This window comes from Parasphingomonas frigoris (assembly GCF_036663815.1).
Lineage (GTDB): Bacteria > Pseudomonadota > Alphaproteobacteria > Sphingomonadales > Sphingomonadaceae > Sphingomonas.
The window spans coordinates 44828-67641 of record NZ_JAXOJQ010000010.1; the positions used below are offsets into that span (position 1 = coordinate 44828).

Below are 22814 nucleotides of genomic sequence, written 5' to 3' on the forward strand. Positions count from 1 at the left end.
CTCAGCCCAAACTCATTTTATACTGCGGCCCCGACCCGGGCTGGTGCTCCCCGCGTTGGCGGTGGAGCGTGTCGGGGGACGCAGACCCGAATAAATTCGGCGGTATCCCGTCTATCTGGTGCCACCCGAAGGCGTCACCGAATCTCGTGGAGGCGCGCTATTACGCGAGCTTGATCTCAACGTCAACGCCTGCGGCGAGGTCGAGCTTCATCAGCGCGTCGACCGTCTGCGGGGTCGGCTGAACGATGTCGAGCATGCGCTTGTAGGTACGGACCTCGAACTGCTCGCGCGACTTCTTGTCGATATGCGGGCCGCGGTTGACCGTGAACTTCTCGATGCGCGTCGGCAACGGAATGGGGCCACGGATGAGCGCGCCGGTGCGGCGGGCAGTGTCGGCGATGTCGCCGGTAGCCTGGTCGAGCACGCGATGATCGAATGCCTTCAGACGAATGCGGATATTGCTGTCCATAGTCCCTACCGATGCGAAAGAGCGGGGCAACTCACTCAATCGTCACCCCGACATCTCGCGCCGGGCATGACGGCTGAATGGCCGCCTCTACTGATTAAAACCAAAACTGGAGGCGGGGCACTACAGGCCCCTCCCATAAAAAGCAACAGCCCGCGCCTCTCATCGAGGCGCGGGCTGCACTTTTTTCTATCGCTAGAAAATTTAGGCCGAAATGCCCGAGACGATGCCCGAACCAACGGTACGGCCGCCTTCGCGGATCGTGAAGCGCTGGCCAACGTCCATAGCGATCGGTGCGATCAGCTTGACGCCGAGCGCGATGTTGTCGCCAGGCATGACCATTTCGGTGCCCTCAGGCAGCTCGACGGTGCCGGTGACGTCGGTCGTGCGGAAGTAGAACTGCGGGCGGTAGTTGGCGAAGAACGGCGTGTGACGGCCACCCTCGTCCTTCGACAGCACGTAGACTTCCGACGAGAACGCCGTGTGCGGCTTGATCGAGCCGGGCTTGCAGAGAACCTGGCCACGCTCGACTTCTTCACGACCGACGCCGCGGATCAGCGCGCCGATGTTGTCGCCAGCCTGGCCCGAGTCGAGCAGCTTGCGGAACATTTCGACGCCCGTGACCGTGGTCTTGCGCGTGTCGTTGATGCCGACGATCTCGACTTCCTCGCCAACCTTGACGATGCCGGTCTCGACGCGGCCGGTGACGACCGTACCACGACCCGAGATCGAGAAGACGTCCTCGATCGGCATCATGAACGGCTTGTCGAGCGGACGCTCGGGCTGCGGCAGGTACGTGTCGACAGCTTCCATCAGCTTGAGGACGGCGTCATGGCCGATCTCAGGCGTGGTGTCGTTGAGGGCAGCCACAGCCGAACCGCGGATGACGGGGATGTTGTCGCCGTCGAAATCGTACTTCGAGAGAAGCTCGCGGATTTCCATCTCGACCAGCTCGAGGATTTCCTCGTCGTCGACGAGATCGACCTTGTTCATGAACACGACCATCGTCGGCACGCCGACCTGGCGTGCGAGCAGGATGTGCTCGCGGGTCTGCGGCATCGGGCCGTCGGTCGCCGAAACGACGAGGATGGCGCCGTCCATCTGTGCCGCACCGGTGATCATGTTCTTCACATAATCGGCGTGGCCCGGGCAATCGACGTGCGCGTAGTGACGGGCAAGCGTCTCATACTCGACGTGTGCGGTCGAGATCGTGATGCCGCGCTCGCGCTCTTCGGGAGCCTTGTCGATGTTGGCATAGCTGGTGAAGGTGGCGCCACCGGTTTCGGCGAGCACCTTGGTGATCGCAGCCGTGAGCGACGTCTTGCCATGATCGACATGGCCGATCGTGCCGATGTTGAGATGCGGCTTGTTCCGCTCGAACTTTGCTTTCGCCATGATTTCCTACCTTATTGATTCGCTCGCGGCCTTCAGAGCTCCACGCGAACGCGGGCCCATAGCGACCTATTTCGGGATACGCTAGCCCTAGCGCCCAACCGGGCGCCAGCGCTTGCAATTACGCCAGCTTCGCCTTGACCTCGTCCGCGACGTTCGCCGGGACTTCTTCGTAGTGCGAGAACTGCATCGAGTAGTTCGCGCGGCCCTGCGTGAACGAGCGCAGCGCGTTCACGTAGCCGAACATGTTCGCCAGCGGGACCATCGCGTCCACCGACTGCGCGTTGCCGCGCGTATCGGTGCCCTGGATCTGGCCACGACGGCTGTTCATGTCGCCGATGACGTCGCCCAGATAATCTTCCGGGGTCACGACTTCGACCTTCATGATCGGCTCGAGCAGCTTGATGCCGGCCTTCTGCGCGACTTCACGCATTGCGCCACGGGCACAGATTTCGAACGCCAGCGCCGACGAGTCGACGTCATGGTAGGCGCCGTCATAGACGAGGATCTCGAAATCGATGATCGGGAAGCCGACCAGCGAGCCCGTAGCCGCCGTCTCGCGGAAACCCTTTTCGATCGCCGGGATATATTCCTTCGGAATATTACCGCCCTTGATCTCGTCCTTGAAGATGATGCCCGAACCGCGCTCGCCCGGCGTGACCTTGACCTTCACGCGACCGAACTGGCCGGTACCACCCGACTGCTTCTTGTGCGTGTAATCGACGTCGACCGGCTTGCCGAGATATTCACGGTAAGCAACCTGCGGCGCGCCGACGTTGGCCTCGACCTTGAACTCGCGCTTCATGCGGTCGACCAGGATCTCGAGATGGAGCTCGCCCATGCCCTTGATGATGGTCTGGCCCGACTCGGCGTCCGACGAAACGCGGAACGACGGATCTTCGCGTGCGAGACGATTGAGCGCGACGCCCATCTTCTCCTGGTCGGCCTTGGTCTTGGGCTCGACCGAGAGCTCGATCACGGGCTCGGGGAATTCCATCCGCTCGAGGATGATCGGAGCGTTCATCGCGCAGAGCGTGTCGCCCGTCGTGGTGTCCTTGAGCCCTGCCAGAGCGACGATGTCGCCGGCATAGGCCACCTGGATGTCCTCGCGCTCGTTCGCATGCATCAGCAGCATGCGACCGACCTTTTCCTTCTTGTCCTTGACCGAGTTGGTAACCTGCGACGCGGTCTCGAGCTTGCCCGAGTAGATGCGCGCGAAGGTCAGCGTCCCCACGAACGGATCGTTCATGATCTTGAACGCGAGCGCCGAGAACGGCGCCTCGTCCGACGAAGGACGCTCGTCGACGGTCGTGCCGTCGAGCTTGAGGCCCTGGATGGCCGGAACGTCGAGCGGCGAAGGCAGATAGTCGACGACGGCGTCGAGCAGCGGCTGGACGCCCTTGTTCTTGAACGCCGAACCGCAAACGACCGGCACGAACGAGAAGTTGAGCGTGCCCTTGCGGATCAGCTTCTTCAGGTCGGCGGTCGAAGGCTCGTTGCCCTCGAGATACGCTTCCATCAGGGCGTCGTCCTGCTCGACGGCCATTTCGATCAGGTCGCTGCGATACTTCGCGGCCTTCTCGGCGAGATCAGCGGGGATCTCCGAATATTCGAACTTCGCGCCGAGGCTCTCTTCGAGCCAGATGATCGCGCGGTTCTCGACCAGGTCGACCAGGCCCTTGAAGTCGCCTTCCATGCCGATCGGCAAATACAGCACGGCCGGACGCGCACCCAGGCGATCGATGATCGACTGGACGCAGAAATAGAAATCGGCACCGGTGCGGTCGAGCTTGTTGACGAAGCACATCCGCGGCACTTTGTACTTTTCAGCCTGGCGCCAGACGGTCTCGGACTGCGGCTCAACGCCGGCAACGCCGTCGAAGCATGCAACTGCGCCGTCGAGCACGCGCAGCGAACGCTCGACTTCGATCGTGAAGTCGACGTGGCCGGGGGTGTCGATGATGTTGATCAGATGCTCTTCGCCCTTGCCCTCTTCGGCGCGCCACTTGCACGTCGTAGCGGCGGACGTGATCGTGATCCCGCGCTCCTGCTCCTGCTCCATCCAGTCCATCGTCGCGGTGCCTTCATGCACTTCGCCGATCTTGTAGGACTTGCCGGTGTAATAGAGGATACGCTCGGTCGTCGTCGTCTTGCCGGCGTCGATGTGCGCCATGATGCCGATGTTGCGATAGCGGTCGAGCGGATGGCTGCGGGCCATGTCAGTGCTTCCTTAGCGATGTGGGGAGCCGGATGGTCCGGCTCCCCACGATATAGGTTACGATTGCAGCGAGCGCTAGGTTACCAGCGGTAGTGCGAGAAGGCGCGGTTGGCTTCGGCCATGCGATGCGTGTCTTCACGCTTCTTGACCGCGTTGCCGCGGTTGTTGGCCGCATCCATCAGCTCACCCGACAGGCGGGCCGACATGGTGTTCTCGCTGCGCGCACGCGCGGCAGTGATCAACCAGCGGATCGCCAGAGCCTGGGCGCGCTCGGGGCGCACTTCGACCGGGACCTGGTAGGTCGCACCACCGACACGGCGGCTGCGGACTTCGATGCCCGGCTTCACGTTGGTGAGCGCGTCATGGAACACCGCGACGGGATCCTTCTTCGCACGGGCTTCGACGGTTTCCATCGCGCCGTACACGATCAGTTCTGCGACCGACTTCTTGCCGTCGAGCATAACCGAATTCATGAACTTCGAGAGGACCTCATCACCGTACTTAGGATCGGGGAGGATGATACGCTTTTCTGGGCGACGACGACGTGCCATTTCAATTTCCTTCTAAACTTCAGCCATCTGGGATCGGCTATCGAGCCGACCGGCTTACTTCGGACGCTTGGCGCCGTACTTGGAACGCGACTGGCGACGATCCTTGACACCCTGTGTATCGAGGACACCGCGCAGGACATGGTAGCGCACGCCGGGAAGATCGCGAACGCGACCGCCGCGGATCAGCACGACCGAGTGCTCCTGCAGGTTGTGACCCTCGCCCGGGATGTAGCTGATGACTTCGCGCTGGTTGGTCAGGCGAACCTTGGCCACCTTGCGCAGAGCCGAGTTCGGCTTCTTCGGGGTCGTCGTGTAGACGCGGGTGCAAACGCCGCGCTTCTGCGGGTTCTGCTCCATTGCAGGGACCTTGGACTTGGCCTTCTGCGGATCGCGGCCCTTGCGGACCAGCTGGTTGATCGTCGGCATTGAATCTCTTCACCTTGGATTGTTGGTTACTTTGCTGGAGCCATCACGCCCCCCCAGAACAATTCGGGGAATACAAAAAGGACCGTCAGGGACAAAAGCCCCCCGGGTCCTGGAATGCATCCAGCAATGTTCAAGCACTGTCCCGGAGCAGAACTCCGGTCGAGCGGAGGTGCGCATACAATGCGACTCAGCTTCGGTCAACAGCATGGGGCAGCTATCTTCGGCGCTTCCGATGGGCCGAGCATGCTGGTAACGCCAGTTGCATGACAACCTCACCTTATGACCTGCTGATCGTTGGTGGCGGGATCAACGGCTGCGCGATCGCGCGTGAAGCATCGCTGCTAGGCCTCTCCGTCCTGCTCGTCGAGCGCGACGATCTCGCCGCGCATACTTCGTCGGCTTCGACCAAGCTGATCCACGGGGGCTTACGCTATCTCGAATATTACGAGTTCAAGCTCGTCGCCGAGGCGCTGCGCGAACGCGAGCGGCTGGTGAAGGCCGCGCCGCACATCATCCATCCGATGCGTTTCGTGCTGCCGCAGGAAAATGCGGTGCGACCGTGGTGGATGGTGCGCTTGGGATTGTATCTCTACGATTTCCTCGGCGGCAAGATGACGCTCGCCCGCTCGCGCGGGCTGCGCAAGACCGATACCGCGTTCATCGCCCCGCTCAAGGGCGACGGCAAAGGCTTCGTCTATTCCGACGCGTTCGTCGACGACGCGCGGCTGACCGTGCTCAACGCGATGGATGCTGCCGCGAACGGCGCCGAAGTGCGCGTCGGCACCGCGGTCGAGTCGGCGCGGCGCGAGGATGGCGTGTGGCAGGCTGCGCTGTCGGATGGACGCACCGTGACGGCGCGCGCGATGGTCAATGCCGCGGGTCCGTGGGTCCACCAGATGCTCGGCAAGCTCGGCGTCAACGCCGCGTCGGGCGTGCGACTCGTCAAGGGCAGCCATATCGTCGTGCCCAAGCTGTTCGAGGGCGAGCATTCGTACATCCTGCAGCAGCCCGACCGCCGCATCGTCTTCGCCATTCCCTATCAGGGCAGCTTCACCGAGATCGGCACGACCGACATTCCCGTCGACGCGCCCGAAGATGCCCAGATCGACGATGCCGAAATCGCCTATCTCTGCGCGGCGGTGAACCTCCACTTCACCAAGCAGATCACCCCCGCCGACGTCACCTCGACCTGGTCGGGCGTGCGCCCGCTCTACGACGACGGCGCGAGCGAGGCGAAGGCGGTGACGCGCGACTATGTGCTCGAACTCGACACCAACGGCCCCCCGCTCCTGTCGATCTTCGGCGGCAAGATCACCACTGCGCGCCACCTCGCCGAGGAAGCGCTGGGGAAGCTCGCCGCGCCGATGGGCTTCGCCGCGCATCCGGTGACGCGGGCGCGTGTCTTCCCTGGCGGGATGATCGCGCATTTCGGCGACTATCTCGCCAAGGTGCGCGCGACCTGGCCGTTCCTCGGCGAAGCGCGGGCCGAGCGCATGGCGCATGCATATGGCTCGATGCTCGCCGAAATGCTCGCCGACGTGAAGAGCGAAGCCGATCTCGGTCCCGATCTCGGCGGCGGGCTGACCGAGGTCGAAGCGCGCTGGCTCCACGACCGCGAATGGGCGCGCACGCCCGAGGACGTGCTCAAGCGGCGCAGCAAGCTCGGACTGCACTTGTCAGACGCCGCGCAGGCGCACTTTGCCAAGCAGTGGAAAGTCCTCTTTTCTGCTGCAGCGCAACAAAGCGGGTTGTAACGGACGGTACACAACCCAACCTCTTGGTCCTCGCCATTCCGTTTCCAAAGCCGAGGTACCCCCCATGACCACCACCGCCCACGCGTTTGCGGCGCCAGCCGCCGACGCGCCCTTCGCGCCTTTCTCGTTCGAGCGGCGCGACCTGCTCGCCGACGACGTCGCGATCGACATCCTGTTCTGCGGGGTCTGCCATTCCGATCTCCACACCGCGCGCGGTGAATGGGGCCCGACCAACTATCCCTGCGTCCCCGGCCATGAAATCGTCGGCCGCGTCTCAGCGGTCGGCAGCGACGTCACCAAGTTCGCGGTCGGCGATCTCGCCGGCGTCGGCTGCATGGTCGACAGCTGCGGCCATTGCCCGTCCTGCACCGACGGCGAGGAGCAATATTGCGAGACGACCGGTTTCGTCGGCACCTATGACGCGCCCGACACGCGCTCGGGCGGCTACACTTTCGGCGGCTATTCCGACCATATCGTCGTGAAGCAGGATTTCGTGCTCAAGGTCGGGCATGACGAGGCCGATCTTGCCGCGGTTGCACCTTTGCTCTGCGCCGGCATCACGACCTATTCGCCGCTGCATCACTGGAATGTCGGACCGGGCCAGAAGGTCGGTATCGTTGGCCTCGGCGGGCTCGGCCATATGGGCGTCAAGATCGCCAAGGCGATGGGCGCCGACGTCTATGTCTTCAGCACCTCGCCCAACAAGCGCGAGGATGCCAAGCGGCTGGGCGCGACCGACCTGATCGTGTCGAAGGACGAAGCGGCGATGGGCGAACACGCCAACAGCTTCGACTTCATCCTCAACACCGTTGCGGCGAGCCACGATCTCGACCCGTTCCTCAACCTGCTCAAGCGCGACGGCACGATGACCTTGGTCGGCGTCCCCGAGACGCCGCACCCCTCGCCGAGCGTCGGCGCGATGGTGTTCAAGCGCCGCTCGATCGCGGGCTCGCTGATCGGCGGGATCCAGGAGACGCAGGAAATGCTCGATTTCTGCGTGAAGCACGGCCTGACCGCGGATATCGAGATGATCGACATCCAGAACATCGACACCGCCTATGACCGAATGGTGAAGAGCGACGTGAAGTATCGCTTCGTCATCGACATGGAGTCGTTGAAGGCGGCGTAAGCCCGCCCCCTGCCCACACCCGTTCGCCCTGAGCTTGTCGAAGGGCTGCCCTCCCCTGGCGCGCGTTCGCCTGGGGCGATGGCCCTTCGACAGGCTCAGGGCGAACGGGTGGGTGTGGTTCACCTAATGTCCGAAACTCGTTAGAGGAGGCCGCGTCATGACTGCCCCCTCCCCCATCACCGTCGCCGCGCTCTACCGCTTCGCGCGCTTCCCCGACCCGACAGCCCTTCGCCAACCGCTGCTCGATCTCTGCGCCGCCAACGCGGTGCGCGGCACGCTGCTGCTCGCGCAGGAAGGCATCAACGGCACGATCGCCGGCCCCGAGACCGGCATTGCCGCGGTCGTCGCGCACATCCGCACCCTCCCCGACTGCGCCGCCCTCGCCCCAAAATACAGCGAAGCCGCGACCATGCCGTTCCACCGCCTCAAGGTCCGCCTCAAGCGCGAGATCGTGACGATGGGCGAACCCGACATCGATCCGCTCGCTAGCGTCGGCACCTATGTCAAACCCGCCGACTGGAATGCGCTGATCGACTCGCCCGACACGGTCGTGATCGACACGCGCAACGCGTACGAAGTGAAGGTCGGCACCTTCGCCGGCGCGATCGACCCCGAGACCGCGAGCTTCAGCGATTTCCCCGCCTGGGCCCGCGCGCACCGCGCCGAGCTCGAGGGCAAGAAGATCGCGATGTTCTGCACCGGCGGCATCCGCTGCGAGAAATCGACCGCCTTCCTCAAGGCCGAGGGCCTGGAGGACGTCTATCACCTCGACGGCGGCATCCTGAAATATCTCGAGGAAGTGCCCGAGGCGGAGAGCCGCTGGCAGGGCGAATGCTTCGTCTTCGACGAGCGCGTCGCGGTCGGGCATGGGCTGGCACCGGGAACGCACGCACTGTGTCGCGGCTGCCGGATGCCGGTCAGCCCGGAGGACCGCGCCTCACCGCTCTATGAAGACGGTGTCGCCTGCCCGGCCTGCGCGAACACGATCGACGACACCAAGCGCGCAGCCGCCGCCGAACGCCACCGCCAGGTCAAGCTCGCCGAAGCGCGCGGCGAGGCGCACGTCGGGGCCGCGTTCGACAAACGCTAGAGGCGGCTTGCCGCAGCGCTGTCCCGTCCCCGGCGAAGGCCGGGGAAGCCAGTTTCATGGCTGAGCCGCGCGCAGCAGCCTCAGTACGACCGCCCGATCAGCACGCGCTCGACTGCAGCCTCGCCGGTGAACACGCACGGCCCGTCGATCGCCGCCTGCGCCATCGGCGCGTTGCGGATCGTCAGCTTGAGCTTCTTGAGCCGCTCGACCACGCTGTCGAGCGCCGCGCCGGTCGGCTTGGCCCATTGCACTTCGAGCCAGCCGGGATTCTTCACCCCCTCGGCGAAATGCGTCTCGACCGCGGCGAAATCCGCCGCCCGAACAATACCTGCCTCGAGCCGCGCGCGCGCGTCGCTGTGCAGCGTCGCCTGGATCTCCTCGAGCGTCGCCGAAACCGCCGCGACGAAATCGCCGCGCGCGACGACCTGGCTGTCGAGCTTGCCGTCCTCGCGGTACAGCCGGTCGCGGCGGATCACCGAAACGTTGCCGCCCGCGACGTCGCGCCCGCCGACTTCGATCACGATCGGCGCGCCCTTCTTGACCCAGCTCCAGCGCTTGGTCGCAGCCTTGCCGAACTTGAGATCGAGCAACGCGCGCACTGGCTCGCCGAGGCTCGACTGCTGCGCCAATTCGGCCTGCAACGCCTTGCAATAGTCGATCACCGCCGCATCCTCGGGGTTCTCGCGCAGCATCGGCACGATCACCACCTGCCACGGCGCGATCCGCGGCGGCACGCGCAGGCCGTCATCGTCGCCGTGGACCATGATCACGCCGCCGATCATCCGCGTCGACACGCCCCAGCTCGTCGTGTTGGCAAGCTCGAACACGCCTTCCGAGTTCTGGAACTTGATGTCCTGCGCGCTTGCGAAATTGGTGCCGAGGAAGTGCGAGGTGCCCGCCTGCAACGCCTTGCCGTCCTGCATCATCGCCTCGATGCTGTAGGTCGAGACAGCACCAGGGAAGCGCTCATTCTCGGGCTTCGCGCCGGCCACCACCGGCAGCGCGAGGCAATCCTCGGCGAAGCTGCGATACAGTTCGAGGATCTTGAGCGTCTCCTCGCGCGCCTCGTCGGCCGAGGCGTGCGCGGTATGGCCTTCCTGCCACAGGAATTCGGAGGTGCGCAGGAACATGCGGGTGCGCATTTCCCAGCGCACGACATTGGCCCACTGGTTGATCAGCACCGGCAGGTCGCGCCACGACTGCACCCAGCGCGCGAACGCCGCGCCGATCACCATCTCCGAGGTAGGCCGCACGACGAGCGGTTCCTCGAGCTTCGCCTCGGGATCGGGGATCAGCCGGCCGAGCCCGTCGGCCTTGAGCCGGTGATGCGTGACGACCGCCATCTCCTTGGCGAAGCCCTCGACATGCGCGGCTTCCTTCTCGAAGTAGGACAGCGGGATGAACAACGGGAAATAGCAATTCTCGTGCCCGGTCGCCTTGATCCGGTCGTCGAGCAGGCGCTGGATCCGCTCCCAGATGCCATAGCCCCATGGCCGGATGACCATGCAGCCGCGCACGCCCGATTCTTCGGCGAGATCGGCCTCGGTGATGACGGACTGGTACCAGGCGGAAAAATCGGCCTCGCGGGTGACGGGGAGTGCATGCTTCATGCAGGCGCGGATAGCGCGGAGAAGCGGCGCCGTCACCCCCGGCTATCTTGATCGGGAATGGCCGTCTGATCTCCGTTGGCTACTCCGTGCGGCGGAACACCAGCAGCAGGTTGTTCGCGGGCATCGCGATCGTCTGATCGAGCTCGAACCCAGTCGCGGCCTCCCGCACCGCCTCGACCGAGCGAATTCCCCAGCGCGGATCACGCGCGCGCAGCGAGTCGTCGAATTCGAGGTTGCTCGGCGCCGTCTCCACGCCGTCCTGCAGGAACGGGCCATAAAGGATCAGCGGCGCGCCCGCCGCGAGCAGCCGCCCTGCGCCTGCCATCAGTCCGAGCGTCGCCTCCCACGGGCTGATATGCACCATGTTGATGCACAGCACCGCGTCGGCGCGATCGACCGGCCACGCCGCCGCGGCCGCATCGATCTCCAGTGGCGGCAGGACATTGTCGATTCCGTCGCACCACGCCGCGATCGACACGCGTGCGGACGGGTCGGGGTCGCTCGGCTGCCAGTCGAGCGCCGGGAATTCGCCGGCGAAATAGGCGGCATGCTCGCCCGATCCGCTGGCGACCTCGAGCACCGTCCCCGACAGCGGCAACACGTCGCGCAACGTGTCGGCGATCGCCATGCGGTTGCGCAAGGTTGCGGGCGCGTGGCGCCGCGCCTCGACGCCCGCCTCGGCCGGGATCCAGGGCGCGGTCAGGCGGGTGCGCCTTCAAGCAAGCGTTTTGCGCGGAGGTACATTTCGAGCCGCTGCGCCGCGAAAATGCCGAGCGTCAGCGCGGCGAGGCCATCGATCAGCACGGCGACGTTGAAGTGCAGCGCCTGCCCTTCGGCCTGCGCGACCATCTTCAGAGCGACGAGCACAACGATGATCGCCAGCGCCCAGATCGAACCCTTCTGCATCAGCGTGCCCGTGGCGGGATCGAGATGGATCCGCATCGTCTTGCCGCGCTGCCAGCCGATCGCGCCCCCGACGACCAGCGCCAGCGCCGCGACGCCCCAGCCAGCCAGCGTCGGCGGCGTCTTCACGAACAGATAGGCGACGACCGCCGCGTAGATCGCGGGCACGATCCACAATTGTTCGACCTTGAGCGGTCGCACGCGCATCAGGCTCCGTCCGCGGATCGCAAAGACGATGACGGTCACCGCGGCCATGATGGCATATTGCTGCCAGCCGGCCTGAACCTGATGCACCTGCATATTTCCCCCTTATTCCGCGGCTTGCGCGAGTCCCGGGTCCTTCCATACCAGCACCGGCTTGCGCGCCGCCAGCGTTTCGTCGAGCCGGCTGCGCGGCGCGAAGTGCGGCGCTGACTTGAGGCTGATGTCGCCCGCCTTGGCGCGTTCGGCGACCGAGCGGAGCGCCACGATGAACTGGTCGAGCGCGGCCCTCGATTCGGTCTCGGTCGGCTCGATCAGCATCGCGCCGTGCACGACGAGCGGGAAGTACATCGTCATCGGGTGGAAGCCCTCGTCGATCAGCCCCTTCGCAACGTCGATCGTCGAGAAGCCGTCGGCGAGCCCGTTATCCGAGAACAAGGCCTCGTGCATGCACGGACCCGAATCCCCGAACGGCGCCTCGAGCGTCTTGTCGAGGCTGCGAAGGATGTAGTTGGCGTTGAGCACGGCATCTTCCGACACCTGCCGCAGCCCATCGGCGCCATGGCTGAGGATGTAGGTCAGCGCGCGCGTGAACATGCCCATCTGGCCATGGAATGCGACCATCCGGCCGAACGCGCCGGCGTGATGCTCGCCCGCGGTCTCCTCCTCGACCAAATGGAAGCCGTCATCGGTCTTCTCGACGAACGGCAGCGGTGCGTAGGGGCTGAGCGCCTTCGAGAACACCACCGGCCCCGAGCCCGGCCCGCCGCCGCCATGCGGGGTCGAGAAGGTCTTGTGGAGGTTGATGTGCATCGCATCGATGCCGAGATCCCCCGGCCGCACGCGCCCGACGATCGCGTTGAAGTTGGCGCCGTCGCAATAGACGAGCCCGCCCGCCGCATGCACCGCGTCCGAGATCACGCGCATGTCGCGCTCGAACAGGCCGCAGGTGTTGGGGTTGGTGATCATCACGCCCGCGACATCGGGGCCGAGTCGCGCGATCAGCTTCTCGGTGTCGACGCGGCCATCGGCGGTCGCGGGGATGTCCTCAACGCTATAGCCAGCAAACGCCGCGGTCGCGGGGTTGGTCCCGTGCGCGCTTTCGGGCACGAGGATGATCTTGCGGTGTCCCTCCCCGCGCGCTTCGAGCGCCGCGCGGATCGCGAGCACACCGCACAGTTCGCCATGCGCGCCGGCCTTGGGGCTCATCGCGACCGAGTCCATGCCGGTGAGCGTTACGAGCCAGTGCGCCAACTGCTGGATCACTTCTAGCGCGCCCTGCACGGTCTGCACGGGTGCGAGCGGATGGATGTCGGCGAAACCGGGGAGCCGCGCCATCTTCTCGTTGAGGCGCGGGTTGTGCTTCATCGTGCACGATCCGAGCGGGAAGAAGCCGAGGTCGATCCCGTAATTCTGGCGCGACAAGCGGGTGTAGTGGCGGACGGTCTCGGGCTCGGACAGACCGGGAAGGCCGATCGGCCCGGTGCGGGCGAGGTTGCCAAGGCGCGAGGTGGCCGCGACGGGTTCGACAAGATCGACACCGGTGGTCGTCGTATCGCCGATCTCGAAGATTAGCGCTTCCTCCAGCATCAGCGCCTTGTTGCCGGTCGTCGTCGGAGCAGCCTTGCCACCCGAGATCGGCGCTTCAGGGCGCCATCCGCTTGCGTTGATGCTCATGCCAGTACCTCCTGAAGCGCGGCGGCAAGCGTTTCCACGTCCTCCGCGGTGGTCGTTTCGGTGACGGCGACGACGAGCCCGTTCGCGAGCGCATCCTCGCCCGGATACAGCCGCCCGAGCGAAACGCCCGCGAGGATCCCGCGATCGGCGAGCGTCCGCACGATCGGCCGTGCTTCCTTGGGAAGTTTCAGCGTGAATTCGTTGAAGAAGCTCGTCGTCACGAGCTCGACCCCCGGCACCTGCGACAGCCGCTCGGCCGCCGCTACAGCGCCCGCATGATTGATCGCCGCAAGCTGGCGCAGGCCAGCCTCGCCAAGCAAGGTCATGTGGATCGAGAAGGCCAGCGCACACAGTCCGCTGTTGGTGCAGATGTTCGACGTCGCCTTCTCGCGACGGATGTGCTGCTCGCGTGTCGAGAGCGTCAGCACGAAGCCGCGACGCCCATCGGCATCGAGCGTCTCACCGCACAAGCGGCCCGGCATCTGGCGGACGTACTTTTCCTTGCAGCCGAACAGGCCGACATACGGCCCGCCGAACTGCAGGCCGACGCCGAGCGACTGCCCCTCGCCCACCACGATATCGGCGTCCATCTCTCCAGGCGACTTGATCGCGCCGAGCGCGACCGGCTCGGTCACCACCGCGATCAGCAGCGCCTTGCTGGCGTGGCACGCATCGGCGAGCGGCTTCAGATCGGCGATGCGGCCGAGAATGTCGGGATATTGCACCACGACGCACGACGTATCCTTGTCGATCGCCGCGATCAGCGCGTCGACATCGGTGTCCGCCCCCAGCGTCGGTGCCGAAGTCTCGAGCGCGTCGCCGGTGAACTTGGCCATCGTCTTGGCGACCGAGACGTAATGCGGGTGGAGCCCAGACGAGAGGAGCGCCTTGCCCCGCTTGGTGATGCGCCGCGCCATGCCGATCGCTTCCCAGCACGCGGTCGAGCCGTCGTACATCGAGGCGTTCGCGACGTCGGTGCCGAGCAGCCGCGCGACCTGCGTCTGGAACTCGAACAGCATCTGCAGCGTGCCCTGCGCGATCTCGGGCTGGTAGGGCGTATAGGCGGTGAGGAACTCGCCGCGCTGGATCAGGTGATCGACCGAGGCGGGCACATGATGCTTGTACGCGCCGCAGCCGAGGAAGAAGGGCCCGTCCCCCGCGGTGAGGTTTTTCCGCGACAGCGCGGTCATGTGGCGTTCGACCGCCATTTCGCTCGCATGCATCGGCAGGCCGTGGATCGGACCGTCGAGGCGGGCGGCTTCGGGTACATCGACGAACAGATCGTCGATCGTCGCGACACCGATCACGCCGAGCATCGCGTCGCGATCGGGTTGGGTCAGGGGCAGGTAGCGCATTTCGGAAACTCCCCCCTCCCGCTTGCGGGAGGGGTCGGGGGAGGGAATGTCGAAAGGGTCGGCGGAGGGTCTTGTTACAGGCCCTCCCCCAGCCCCTCCCGCAAGCGGGAGGGGGGTTAGAAGGCTCAGAGCTTCTCGACGAACGCCGCGTAGGCGATCTCGTCCATCAGGCTGTTCAGCTCGTCCGGATCGGACAGCGTCAGCTTGAAGAACCAGCCGTCGCCCTCAGGCTCCTCGTTGACGAGGCCCGGCGTGTCGGCAAGCGCGGGGTTGCCCTCGAGCACGGTGCCCGACACCGGCGAATAGACGTCGGACGCGGCCTTGACCGATTCGACCACGGCGGCTTCGTCGCCCTTGGTCAGTGCCTTGCCCTCTTCGGGGACGTCGACGAACACGATGTCGCCGAGCTGGCTCTGCGCATATTCGGAGATACCGACGGTGCCGATATCGCCATCGACATCGACCCACTCATGGTCTTCGGTGAAATAACGGCTCATTTTGGACCTCCTGCACGGACGTAGCGGTGGGGAATGAAGGGCATTGCGGTGACGGTCGCGGTGTGGACCTTCCCGCGCTGCAACAGGGAAACGGTGGTGCCCGGCGTGGCGAGCTCGGCGGGCACATAGGCCATCGCGATCGCCGCACCGACGCTCGGCGCGAAGCCGCCGCTGGTGACGCGGCCGATCTCGGCGCCGTCCGCATCGACGACGGTTGCGCCCTCGCGCACCGGCTGGCGGCCGGCGATCAGCAGACCGACGCGCTTCGATGCAGCACCGGCAGCACGCTCGGCGAGGATCGGTTCGGCGCCCATGAAGTCGCCCGCCTCGCGGCGACGCTTCGACAGGGCAAAGCCGAGATCGGCCTGGACCGGCGTCGTCTCTGGATCGAGGTCGTGCCCGTAGAGCGGCAGGCCCGCCTCGAGCCGGAGCGAATCGCGCGCACCGAGGCCGATCGGCTTGACCTCGGGCTCGGCGATCAGCGCGTCGGCGAGCGCAACGACATGCTCGCCCGGCACCGAAATCTCGAAACCGTCCTCGCCGGTATAGCCCGAGCGGCTGATCCACAGCGGCACGCCGTTCCACTCGAACGCACCCGCGGTCATGAACACCATCTGCTCGACGCCCGGCACCAGTCGCGCCAGCGCATCGACCGCCTTTGGCCCCTGCAGCGCGAGCAAGGCCTGCTCCTCGAGATGGTTGATCGCGATGCCGTCGGGCAGATATTCGAGCAGATGCGCGATATCGTCGATCTTGGTCGCGCCGTTGACGACCATGTAGAAGAGCGGCGCGTCGGGATCGGCCGGCGACGCGTCGAGCGGCGACCAGCCCGCGGGCTCGGCCGGCTCGGCCGATTCGTCATCCGCGGCGAACGGGCTTTCGCGCGGCAGATGCGTGACCATCAGATCGTCGAGGATGCCGCCATTCTCCGCGAGCAGCAGCGAGTAACGCTGCTTGTTCTCGGCAAGGCCGGCAATGTCCGCCGGCAGCAACGCTTCGAGCGCCGCGACGACATCGGCGCCGCCCTCGGCGCGGAAGACGAGCTGGCCCATGTGGCTGACGTCGAACAGCCCGGCCGATTCGCGCACCCACAGATGCTCGGCCATGATGCCTTCATACTGGACGGGCATGTGATAGCCGGCGAACTCGACCATCCGCCCGCCCTGCGCGCGGTGCCATGCGTCGAGCGGCAGCGTCTGCGTCGCGATTTCGTCGGGAATCTCGGTGTCGCTCATGTCGGGCCTTCCGTGCTGGGACTACGGCGCGGCTCGACGCCCCAGCGCCGATACCCACACCGCCCCCTCTGTCACGGATACCTGAGAGCTTTGACCTGCGTATTGCAGGCTTACCCCTTCGGTGGCCCCACCAACGCGGCGAAAGCGCTTTCCAGAGTGTCGTTAGCCCGCGCGGTCCGGTTGCCTGAGAGATTCCGGGGCGGTTGCTCCTTCGGCGGCCCGGCTGGTCCTTGCGGACCACCGAACACTCTCCCGCGCGTGCCTATGCAGGTTGCCCTGCATCGACCCACTCGGTTTGCCGCGCTGCAGCAACCGAGTCAACGCGCCAGATCAGCGCGTCGCGTTATATTTCAATTGGTCGTCCGTAAGCTGGAAACCGACCAGCGCCTCGAAGGTCGCGCGGAGCACCGCCTGGCGCACTTCGGGGCGGCTCAGCGGATCGACCGCGGCATCGTCGCCGCCGGCCTTGCGCTTCTCGGTCAGCTTCTTGCGGACGTCGTCGGGGAGCGTCGCCGCGGCGCGCGACACGGTCGCGGTGCCGGTGCCCTGCACGACGGCGCGCGCCTGGCCCGCGTCGAAGTGCAGCACCGAACGGCCGATGCGCTTGGCGACGACGGCGTTGCCGCCCTGCACCACCGTGACGAAATAGGGCAGCGTCACGTCGCGCGCCGCGTCGGTGCGGACGCGCCGCCCTTCGACCGAGAAGGTGACGGTCGTCACCACGTCGGCGCCGGTATCGTCGCAGGTCGAGCGCACGTTGGTCAGCACCGCGGTGACGTCGATCGCGCTCGAGTCGCGGCTGGTGACGGGGTCGAACAGCGTGATGTCGCCGGTGTGCGCGGGAACCGCGACGCTCGGGCAGGCGCTGCGGATCGCGGTGATGCCGCCGGTCTCGTCGAAATCGCCCGTGGTCTTGCACCCGGCGAGCAGCGAAAGCGCCGACAGCAGGAACACTGGAGCGGCGATGGTCGATTTCCGGAGTGTCACGGGGGCACGCACCTTATTCATGCAAAAGGAATCCGCTGACCGATGAGGATTTTCGGCGCAGATGGCCCGCGCACCATAGGAAGCGGCTTCCGCCCGCGCAAGCAATCGCGTACGGTTCAGCCCTGATGTTGACAGCTTCCAAGCCCACGCTCGACCTGATCATCGCGGCCCCACGCGGCTTTTGTGCCGGGGTCGATCGCGCGATCCAGATCGTCGAGCTGGCGATCACCAAGTTCGGCGCACCGGTCTATGTCCGCCACGAGATCGTCCACAACCGGTTCGTCGTCGACATGCTGCGCGACAAGGGCGCGATCTTCGTCGAGGAACTCGATGACGTGCCCGACGGCGTGCCGGTGGTCTTTTCCGCGCACGGCGTCCCCAAGGCGGTGCCCGACAAGGCGACCGAGCGCGGGCTCGCTTTCTTCGACGCCACCTGCCCGCTCGTCTCGCGCGTCCATCGTCAGGCCGAGCGGCTGGTCGAGGCCGGGCGACACATCATGTTCATCGGCCATGCCGGCCATCCCGAAGTGATCGGTACCTTCGGGCAGGTTCCCGAGGGATCGATGACGTTGATCGAGACGGTCGCCGATGCCGAGGCCTATGCCCCGGCCGACCCCGACACGCTTGCGTTCCTTACGCAGACGACGCTGTCGATCGACGATACCGCCGCGGTCGTCGCGACGTTGCAGCGCCGTTTCCCGACGATGCTGCCGCCGCGCGGCGAGGACATCTGCTACGCCACCTCGAACCGCCAGAGCGCGGTCAAGGCGATCGCGCATGCGTGCGATGCGGTGCTGGTGATCGGCGCGCCCAATTCGTCCAATTCGGTGCGGCTGGTCGAAGTCGCCGAGCGCGAAGGCACGCCTGCCCGGCTGATCCAGCGCGCGGCCGACCTCGACTGGGGCTTCCTGGCGGGCGTCAAGACGCTCGGCATCACCGCCGGCGCCTCCGCCCCCGAAGTGCTGGTGCGCGAGCTGGTCGACCGGCTCGGCGAACGCTTCGAGATTCGCGAGCAGGAGGTCGAGACCAAGCGCGAGACGATCACCTTCAAGCTGCCGCGCGGGCTCGAAACCGAAATCGCCGCCTGAGCCATGGCCGTCTACACCACCGTCTCGGCCGAGCGTCTGGCCGAATTCCTCGTGCGCTATGACGTCGGCGAGCTCGTCTCGTTCAAGGGCATCGCCGAGGGCGTCGAGAATACCAACTATCTGGTCGACACGACCACCGATCGCTTCATCCTGACGCTCTACGAAAAGCGCGTCGCGGGCGGCGACCTGCCCTATTTCCTCGATCTGCTCGACCATCTCGCCGCGCGCGGCAACCCGGTTCCTCCCGCGATCAAGGATCGCGACGGCGTCGCCATCCAGACGCTCGAAGGCCGCTCGGCGTGCCTGATCCAGTTCCTCAACGGCGTGTCGGTGACGCATCCGACCCCGGAGCAAGCCTTTGCCGCCGGGCAGGCGATGGGGCGGATGCATGCAGCCCTCGCCGACTTCGCGCCGACGCGCCCCAATTCGATGGGCGTCGCGACCTGGGCGCCGCTGCTCGAGCGCTGCGGCACCGCGCTCGACAAGATCGCGCCCGGGCTGCAGCACGATGCGCGCGCGATGCTCGATGCGGTGCTGCGCGACTGGCCGGCCGACCTGCCGCGCTCGACGATCCATGCCGATCTCTTCCCCGACAATGTGCTGATGCGCGGCGCGCAGGTCACCGGGCTGATCGACTTCTATTTCGCCTGCACCGACATCCGCGCGTTCGACCTCGCCATCCTGCACACCGCCTGGTCGTTCGACCCCGACGGGCGCGCGATCGACCTGGCGGTGGGGCGCGCGCTGATCGCCGGCTATGACGCGACCTTCGGGCTCTCGGGCGAGGAGCGCGCGCAGCTCGGCACGCTCGCCAAGGGCGCATGCCTGCGCTTCTTCCTGTCGCGCGCGTGGGACTGGCTCAACACCCCCGCCGATGCGCTGGTGACGCGCAAGGATCCGCTCGCCTATCTGCGCCGCTATCACACCTATGCCGAAACGGACGACCTCTTCGCATGACCGACCCGACCACGACCACCGAGCTCACCAAGGTAGAGATCGCCACCGACGGCGCGTGCAAGGGCAATCCCGGCCCGGGCGGCTGGGGCGCGCTGATCCGCTCGGGTGGGACCGAGAAGGAATTGTCGGGCGGCGAGGTGCTGACGACCAACAATCGCATGGAATTGATGGCGGCGATCGAGGGGCTCAACGCGCTCAAGCGGCCGTGCCGCGTGACGCTGTCGACCGATAGCCGTTACGTGATGGATGGCCTGACCAAGTGGATCAAAGGCTGGCAGAAGAATGGCTGGAAGACCGCCGCCAAGCAGCCGGTCAAGAATGCAGACCTGTGGCAGGCGCTGCTCGACGCCGCCAAGCCGCACCGGATCGAGTGGACCTGGGTCAAGGGCCATGCCGGCCACCCCGACAACGAACGCGCCGACCGCCTGGCGAGCGATGCCGCGGTGGTCGCTGGGCGTAGGGGCTAAGCCTCCTCGACCGGCGCGCCGGCGCCGTTCTTGAGGATCGACTCGATCGCGTTCTTCGCGCCGGCCTTGCTCGAATAGCCCTCGGTCCACCAGATCAGCTCGGCATTGTATTTGAACTTGGCGACATACTCGCCGGCCTTGTTCTGCTCGATCACGAACTTGTGCGCCATCATCGCCTCCCCGGATTGATCGCCCAAGAATAGCGTGCGCGAAGTCGTTACGCCAGCGCGACGAATCGGTCGGGGGCGTAGCGCGCCGGATCGATCGCCGCGACGCTCGGGTCGGGTTCGATCCCAAGCAGCAGCGCAACTGCCAGCGCGGCGGCGGCGGGCGCGGTCTGGATGCCGAAGCCGCCCTGCCCCGCGCACCAGAAGAAGCCCGGCGCATCGGGTGCGAAGCCGTAGACCGGCAGCCGATCGGGCGCGAAGCTGCGCAGCCCCGCCCAGCGCCGCTCGACGCGCGTGATCCGCCAGTCGACGACCTGCTCAAAGCGATCGATCGCGGTGGCGACGTCGATTTCCTCGGGCTGGACGTCGCTCGGCGCGACTTCGGTCTCGTCATGGGGACTCAGCCACAGCCGCCCGCCAGACTCGGGCTTGAAGTAGAAATTGCCCGAAATGTCGGCGACGTGCGGCAGCGTGTCGGGCGCCGCGGGGCTGGTGGCGAGCTGCACGACGGTCCGGCGATAGGCGGTGATGCCGATCGGCGCGACGCCCGCGGCCTGCGCGACCTGGTCCGCCCAGGCACCGGCGGCGTTGACGAGGATCGTTGCGGAAAAGGCCCCCGCCGCAGTCTGGATCTGCCAGCGATCGCCCATGTGCGTCGCGCTCTGGAGCGGCGCCGACACGACGAGCGACACGCCGGCACGCTTGGCCTGCGCGAGATAGTGCGCGTGGAGCGCCGCGACGTCGATATAGGTGCTGGTCGGCTCGAACACGCCGAGCGTCCATTCGGGGCGCAGGCCCGGCACGTAGCGGCGCGGGTCGACGCGTTCGAGCGCGACGCCACTATCGGCAAAGGCGGCGAGGAACGCGGCGATCGCGGGCTCGTCCGCATCCCGCCCGATATGCAGCGAGCCAAGATCCTGCAGGAAACCGCCGTCGCGCAGCGCCGGGCCCGACGCGGTGGTCAGCGGCTGGACGCCCGGGCCGCCATAGCTTTCGGACCAGAAGGCCGCCGATCGCCCGGTCGCGTGATAGCCCGGCATGTCCTCCGCCTCGAGCAGCAGCACCGAGGCATGCGGCGCAACCCGCGCGGCAAGGCTCGCGCCCGCCATCCCCGCACCGATGATCGCGACGTCGTACCGAGTCATGACCGACGGTCCGGTGCGCGGGTAGTAAGGAAGCGATCGATCTCGCCGAGCGCGCGATTGCGCACGCCATCGGCCTCGCGCAGGATTTCGTGCGCCGATTCGGCACCGAAACGCACGACCTGCGCATCGGGAAGTTTCGCCGCAACGCGCAACGCCGCCTTGGGCGAAACGAGCTTGTCATGGTCGGCGACGAGCAGCAGCAGCGGCACCGCCAGCGTCGCGAGCCGCGGATCCTCGCGCAGTCGCCGCGTCGACGTGAACGCTTTCGCCACCCAGCGCCAGCTCGGCGGCCCCATCAACAGTTCGGGCTTGCTCGCCTGCCAGAAGAGTTCGTCTTCGTAGCGATTCTGGTCGTGGGTCAGCAATGACTGCCGCGTCTCGGTGGTCGCCGGCCGCTCGTTGCCGCGCCACGCCGGCCGCGCCGGATCGCCGAGCCCAGCCAGCAACCCTGCGACGCGCTCGCCGAGCGCCGCGCCGAGCGGGCTGTGGAGGCCGAGCATCGGCGCGACCAGCACTGCCGCATCGGGCTGTACCGCGCCTTCGACCAGCGCGCGCAGCATGAGATGGCCGCCCATCGAATGCCCCTGCACGACCAGCGGCGAGTCGCTCCCGGCGGGACCTTCGGCAGTCCAATCGGCCCAGAACGCGCGGATATCGTCGATGTAGATCTGGAAATCGGCAATGTCGCCGACATGGGCGTTGGCGGATACTCGGCCCGACCCGCCCTGCCCGCGCCAGTCGAGCGAGGTGATCGACCACCCTTGCGCCTGCCAATGCGCGAACGCCTCGAGATATTTCTCGAACACGTCGCCGCGCCCGCCTTGGAACAGCATCCGCCCGCGCGGCGTGCCCTGCGCTGGCCAGTCGAAGCGCCGCAGCGTCCAGCCATCGGGCGCCGTCCAGCGCGTGATCCGCGCCGCGGCTGGAATCGCGCGTCGATACAGCTGTGGGGAAACCATGATTCATGGTTACGGTTTCGAAAGGCCTGTCGTCTAGACCTTTCCCACATGAGTGGGGACTCTCTTGCGACGCTGCTGCTGGCCATGCTGGCACTCCTCCTGGTTTCGGCCGGGATCCAGGATGCGCGCACGCGCGAGATCGCCAACTGGAAGAACGCGACGATCGCCTTGCTTGCGCCGCTCTATTGGTGGGCGTGCGGCCTGTCGGTCTGGCCCGACATGGCAGCGCAGTTCGGCCTCGCCGTGATCGTCTTCGCTTTGTTCATCGCCGCATTCCATTTTGGTTGGATGGGCGGCGGCGACGTCAAGATGATCGGCGCGCTCGCGCTGTGGCTGCCGCTCGTCCCGCTGGTGTGGATGCTGATCGTGATGTCGCTGCTCGGCGGCGTGCTGACCGCAATCCTGCTGGTCGAACGCAGCATCCGCCACCGCAGCGCGGAGATCGAGGTGCCCTATGGCGTGGCGATCGCGATGGCGGCGTTGTTCGCTTTGCGTGAACCGCTTTTTAACCACTTTGGTGGCTATGCTTAACGCGGGCTC

Annotated in this window: 23 protein-coding genes and 1 riboswitch; of the genes, 7 read left to right on the forward strand and 16 right to left on the reverse strand. The window is 66.2% G+C overall.

Annotated elements, in window-relative coordinates; genetic code table 11:
* Window positions 1-160 precede the first annotated feature (160 nt).
* From rpsJ to rpsL, 5 genes are all read right to left on the reverse strand, one after another.
* The gene (gene rpsJ / locus U1872_RS20305) at window positions 161-469 is read right to left on the reverse strand and encodes a 30S ribosomal protein S10 (RefSeq protein WP_007406109.1); all 309 of its coding nucleotides are present in this window, start codon (window positions 467-469) and stop codon (window positions 161-163) included.
* A gap of 201 nt (window positions 470-670) precedes the next feature.
* Window positions 671-1861 (reverse strand): elongation factor Tu, encoded by a 1191-nt coding sequence (gene tuf / locus U1872_RS20310; RefSeq protein ID WP_010185493.1) that lies wholly within the window; start codon window positions 1859-1861, stop codon window positions 671-673.
* A 118-nt stretch (window positions 1862-1979) separates the two neighbouring features.
* On the reverse strand, window positions 1980-4076 hold the full coding sequence (gene fusA, locus U1872_RS20315; protein ID WP_332794722.1) for an elongation factor G: 2097 nt from the start codon (window positions 4074-4076) through the stop codon (window positions 1980-1982).
* A gap of 80 nt (window positions 4077-4156) precedes the next feature.
* Entirely contained in the window at window positions 4157-4627 is a 471-nt protein-coding gene (gene rpsG, locus U1872_RS20320; RefSeq protein WP_332794723.1) for a 30S ribosomal protein S7, read from the reverse strand.
* A 54-nt stretch (window positions 4628-4681) separates the two neighbouring features.
* Complete coding sequence (gene rpsL, locus U1872_RS20325; RefSeq protein ID WP_019516007.1) at window positions 4682-5053, reverse strand: 30S ribosomal protein S12; 372 nt, start codon at window positions 5051-5053, stop codon at window positions 4682-4684.
* 263 nt (window positions 5054-5316) lie between these two features.
* Here rpsL and glpD point away from each other — a divergent pair, with 263 nt between their 5' ends.
* The 3 genes from glpD to trhO all read left to right on the forward strand — a co-directional run bounded on the left by glpD (window position 5317) and on the right by trhO (window position 9026).
* Entirely contained in the window at window positions 5317-6807 is a 1491-nt protein-coding gene (glpD, locus tag U1872_RS20330) for a glycerol-3-phosphate dehydrogenase (RefSeq protein ID WP_332794724.1), read from the forward strand.
* A gap of 64 nt (window positions 6808-6871) precedes the next feature.
* Window positions 6872-7936 carry an NAD(P)-dependent alcohol dehydrogenase gene (locus U1872_RS20335; protein ID WP_332794725.1) on the forward strand — a complete coding sequence of 355 codons (1065 nt, stop codon included), beginning with the start codon at window positions 6872-6874 and terminating at the stop codon, window positions 7934-7936.
* 157 nt (window positions 7937-8093) lie between these two features.
* Window positions 8094-9026 carry an oxygen-dependent tRNA uridine(34) hydroxylase TrhO gene (gene trhO / locus U1872_RS20340; RefSeq protein WP_332794726.1) on the forward strand — a complete coding sequence of 311 codons (933 nt, stop codon included), beginning with the start codon at window positions 8094-8096 and terminating at the stop codon, window positions 9024-9026.
* 80 nt (window positions 9027-9106) lie between these two features.
* Here the strand turns inward: trhO and U1872_RS20345 are convergent, their stop codons facing one another.
* From U1872_RS20345 to U1872_RS20380, 8 genes are all read right to left on the reverse strand, one after another.
* Entirely contained in the window at window positions 9107-10636 is a 1530-nt protein-coding gene (locus U1872_RS20345) for an aminoacyl--tRNA ligase-related protein (protein ID WP_332794727.1), read from the reverse strand.
* Window positions 10637-10715: 79 nt separating this feature from the next.
* Complete coding sequence (locus U1872_RS20350; RefSeq protein WP_332794748.1) at window positions 10716-11339, reverse strand: DUF938 domain-containing protein; 624 nt, start codon at window positions 11337-11339, stop codon at window positions 10716-10718.
* Window positions 11336-11839 (reverse strand): CcdC protein domain-containing protein, encoded by a 504-nt coding sequence (locus U1872_RS20355; RefSeq protein ID WP_332794728.1) that lies wholly within the window; start codon window positions 11837-11839, stop codon window positions 11336-11338. Before U1872_RS20355 ends, U1872_RS20350 begins: the two co-directional genes overlap by 4 nt.
* Window positions 11840-11848: 9 nt before the next feature.
* Window positions 11849-13417, reverse strand: a complete 1569-nt coding sequence (gene gcvPB, locus U1872_RS20360) for an aminomethyl-transferring glycine dehydrogenase subunit GcvPB (protein WP_332794729.1) — start codon at window positions 13415-13417, stop codon at window positions 11849-11851.
* On the reverse strand, window positions 13414-14772 hold the full coding sequence (gcvPA, locus tag U1872_RS20365; protein ID WP_332794730.1) for an aminomethyl-transferring glycine dehydrogenase subunit GcvPA: 1359 nt from the start codon (window positions 14770-14772) through the stop codon (window positions 13414-13416). Before gcvPA ends, gcvPB begins: the two co-directional genes overlap by 4 nt.
* Before the next feature lie 125 nt (window positions 14773-14897).
* Window positions 14898-15269 (reverse strand): glycine cleavage system protein GcvH, encoded by a 372-nt coding sequence (gene gcvH, locus U1872_RS20370; RefSeq protein ID WP_332794731.1) that lies wholly within the window; start codon window positions 15267-15269, stop codon window positions 14898-14900.
* Window positions 15266-16504: a glycine cleavage system aminomethyltransferase GcvT gene (gene gcvT, locus U1872_RS20375; RefSeq protein WP_332794732.1), complete on the reverse strand. Its 1239-nt coding sequence runs from the start codon at window positions 16502-16504 to the stop codon at window positions 15266-15268. The genes gcvH and gcvT overlap by 4 nt, the downstream gene beginning before the upstream one ends.
* A 162-nt stretch (window positions 16505-16666) precedes the next feature.
* Window positions 16667-16769: riboswitch (glycine riboswitch) on the reverse strand.
* Between the two features lie 65 nt (window positions 16770-16834).
* Window positions 16835-17512: a hypothetical protein gene (locus U1872_RS20380; RefSeq protein WP_332794733.1), complete on the reverse strand. Its 678-nt coding sequence runs from the start codon at window positions 17510-17512 to the stop codon at window positions 16835-16837.
* 104 nt (window positions 17513-17616) lie between these two features.
* Between U1872_RS20380 and ispH the strand changes: the two genes are divergently transcribed.
* From ispH to rnhA, 3 genes are read left to right on the forward strand one after another with little or no spacing between them, the layout of a single operon-like run.
* Window positions 17617-18579, forward strand: a complete 963-nt coding sequence (ispH, locus tag U1872_RS20385; RefSeq protein WP_332794734.1) for a 4-hydroxy-3-methylbut-2-enyl diphosphate reductase — start codon at window positions 17617-17619, stop codon at window positions 18577-18579.
* 3 nt (window positions 18580-18582) lie between these two features.
* Window positions 18583-19536 carry a homoserine kinase gene (gene thrB / locus U1872_RS20390; protein ID WP_332794735.1) on the forward strand — a complete coding sequence of 318 codons (954 nt, stop codon included), beginning with the start codon at window positions 18583-18585 and terminating at the stop codon, window positions 19534-19536.
* The gene (gene rnhA, locus U1872_RS20395; RefSeq protein WP_332794736.1) at window positions 19533-20003 is read left to right on the forward strand and encodes a ribonuclease HI; all 471 of its coding nucleotides are present in this window, start codon (window positions 19533-19535) and stop codon (window positions 20001-20003) included. The genes thrB and rnhA overlap by 4 nt, the downstream gene beginning before the upstream one ends.
* Here the strand turns inward: rnhA and U1872_RS20400 are convergent.
* From U1872_RS20400 to U1872_RS20410, 3 genes are read right to left on the reverse strand one after another with little or no spacing between them, the layout of a single operon-like run.
* Complete coding sequence (locus U1872_RS20400; RefSeq protein ID WP_332794737.1) at window positions 20000-20173, reverse strand: YegP family protein; 174 nt, start codon at window positions 20171-20173, stop codon at window positions 20000-20002. The genes rnhA and U1872_RS20400 overlap by 4 nt on opposite strands.
* 47 nt (window positions 20174-20220) lie before the next feature.
* Window positions 20221-21315 carry an NAD(P)/FAD-dependent oxidoreductase gene (locus tag U1872_RS20405; protein WP_332794738.1) on the reverse strand — a complete coding sequence of 365 codons (1095 nt, stop codon included), beginning with the start codon at window positions 21313-21315 and terminating at the stop codon, window positions 20221-20223.
* Window positions 21312-22274 carry an alpha/beta fold hydrolase gene (locus U1872_RS20410; RefSeq protein ID WP_332794739.1) on the reverse strand — a complete coding sequence of 321 codons (963 nt, stop codon included), beginning with the start codon at window positions 22272-22274 and terminating at the stop codon, window positions 21312-21314. Before U1872_RS20410 ends, U1872_RS20405 begins: the two co-directional genes overlap by 4 nt.
* A 48-nt stretch (window positions 22275-22322) precedes the next feature.
* Here U1872_RS20410 and U1872_RS20415 point away from each other — a divergent pair, with 48 nt between their 5' ends.
* Complete coding sequence (locus U1872_RS20415; protein WP_332794740.1) at window positions 22323-22805, forward strand: A24 family peptidase; 483 nt, start codon at window positions 22323-22325, stop codon at window positions 22803-22805.
* Window positions 22806-22814: the final 9 nt, after the last annotated feature.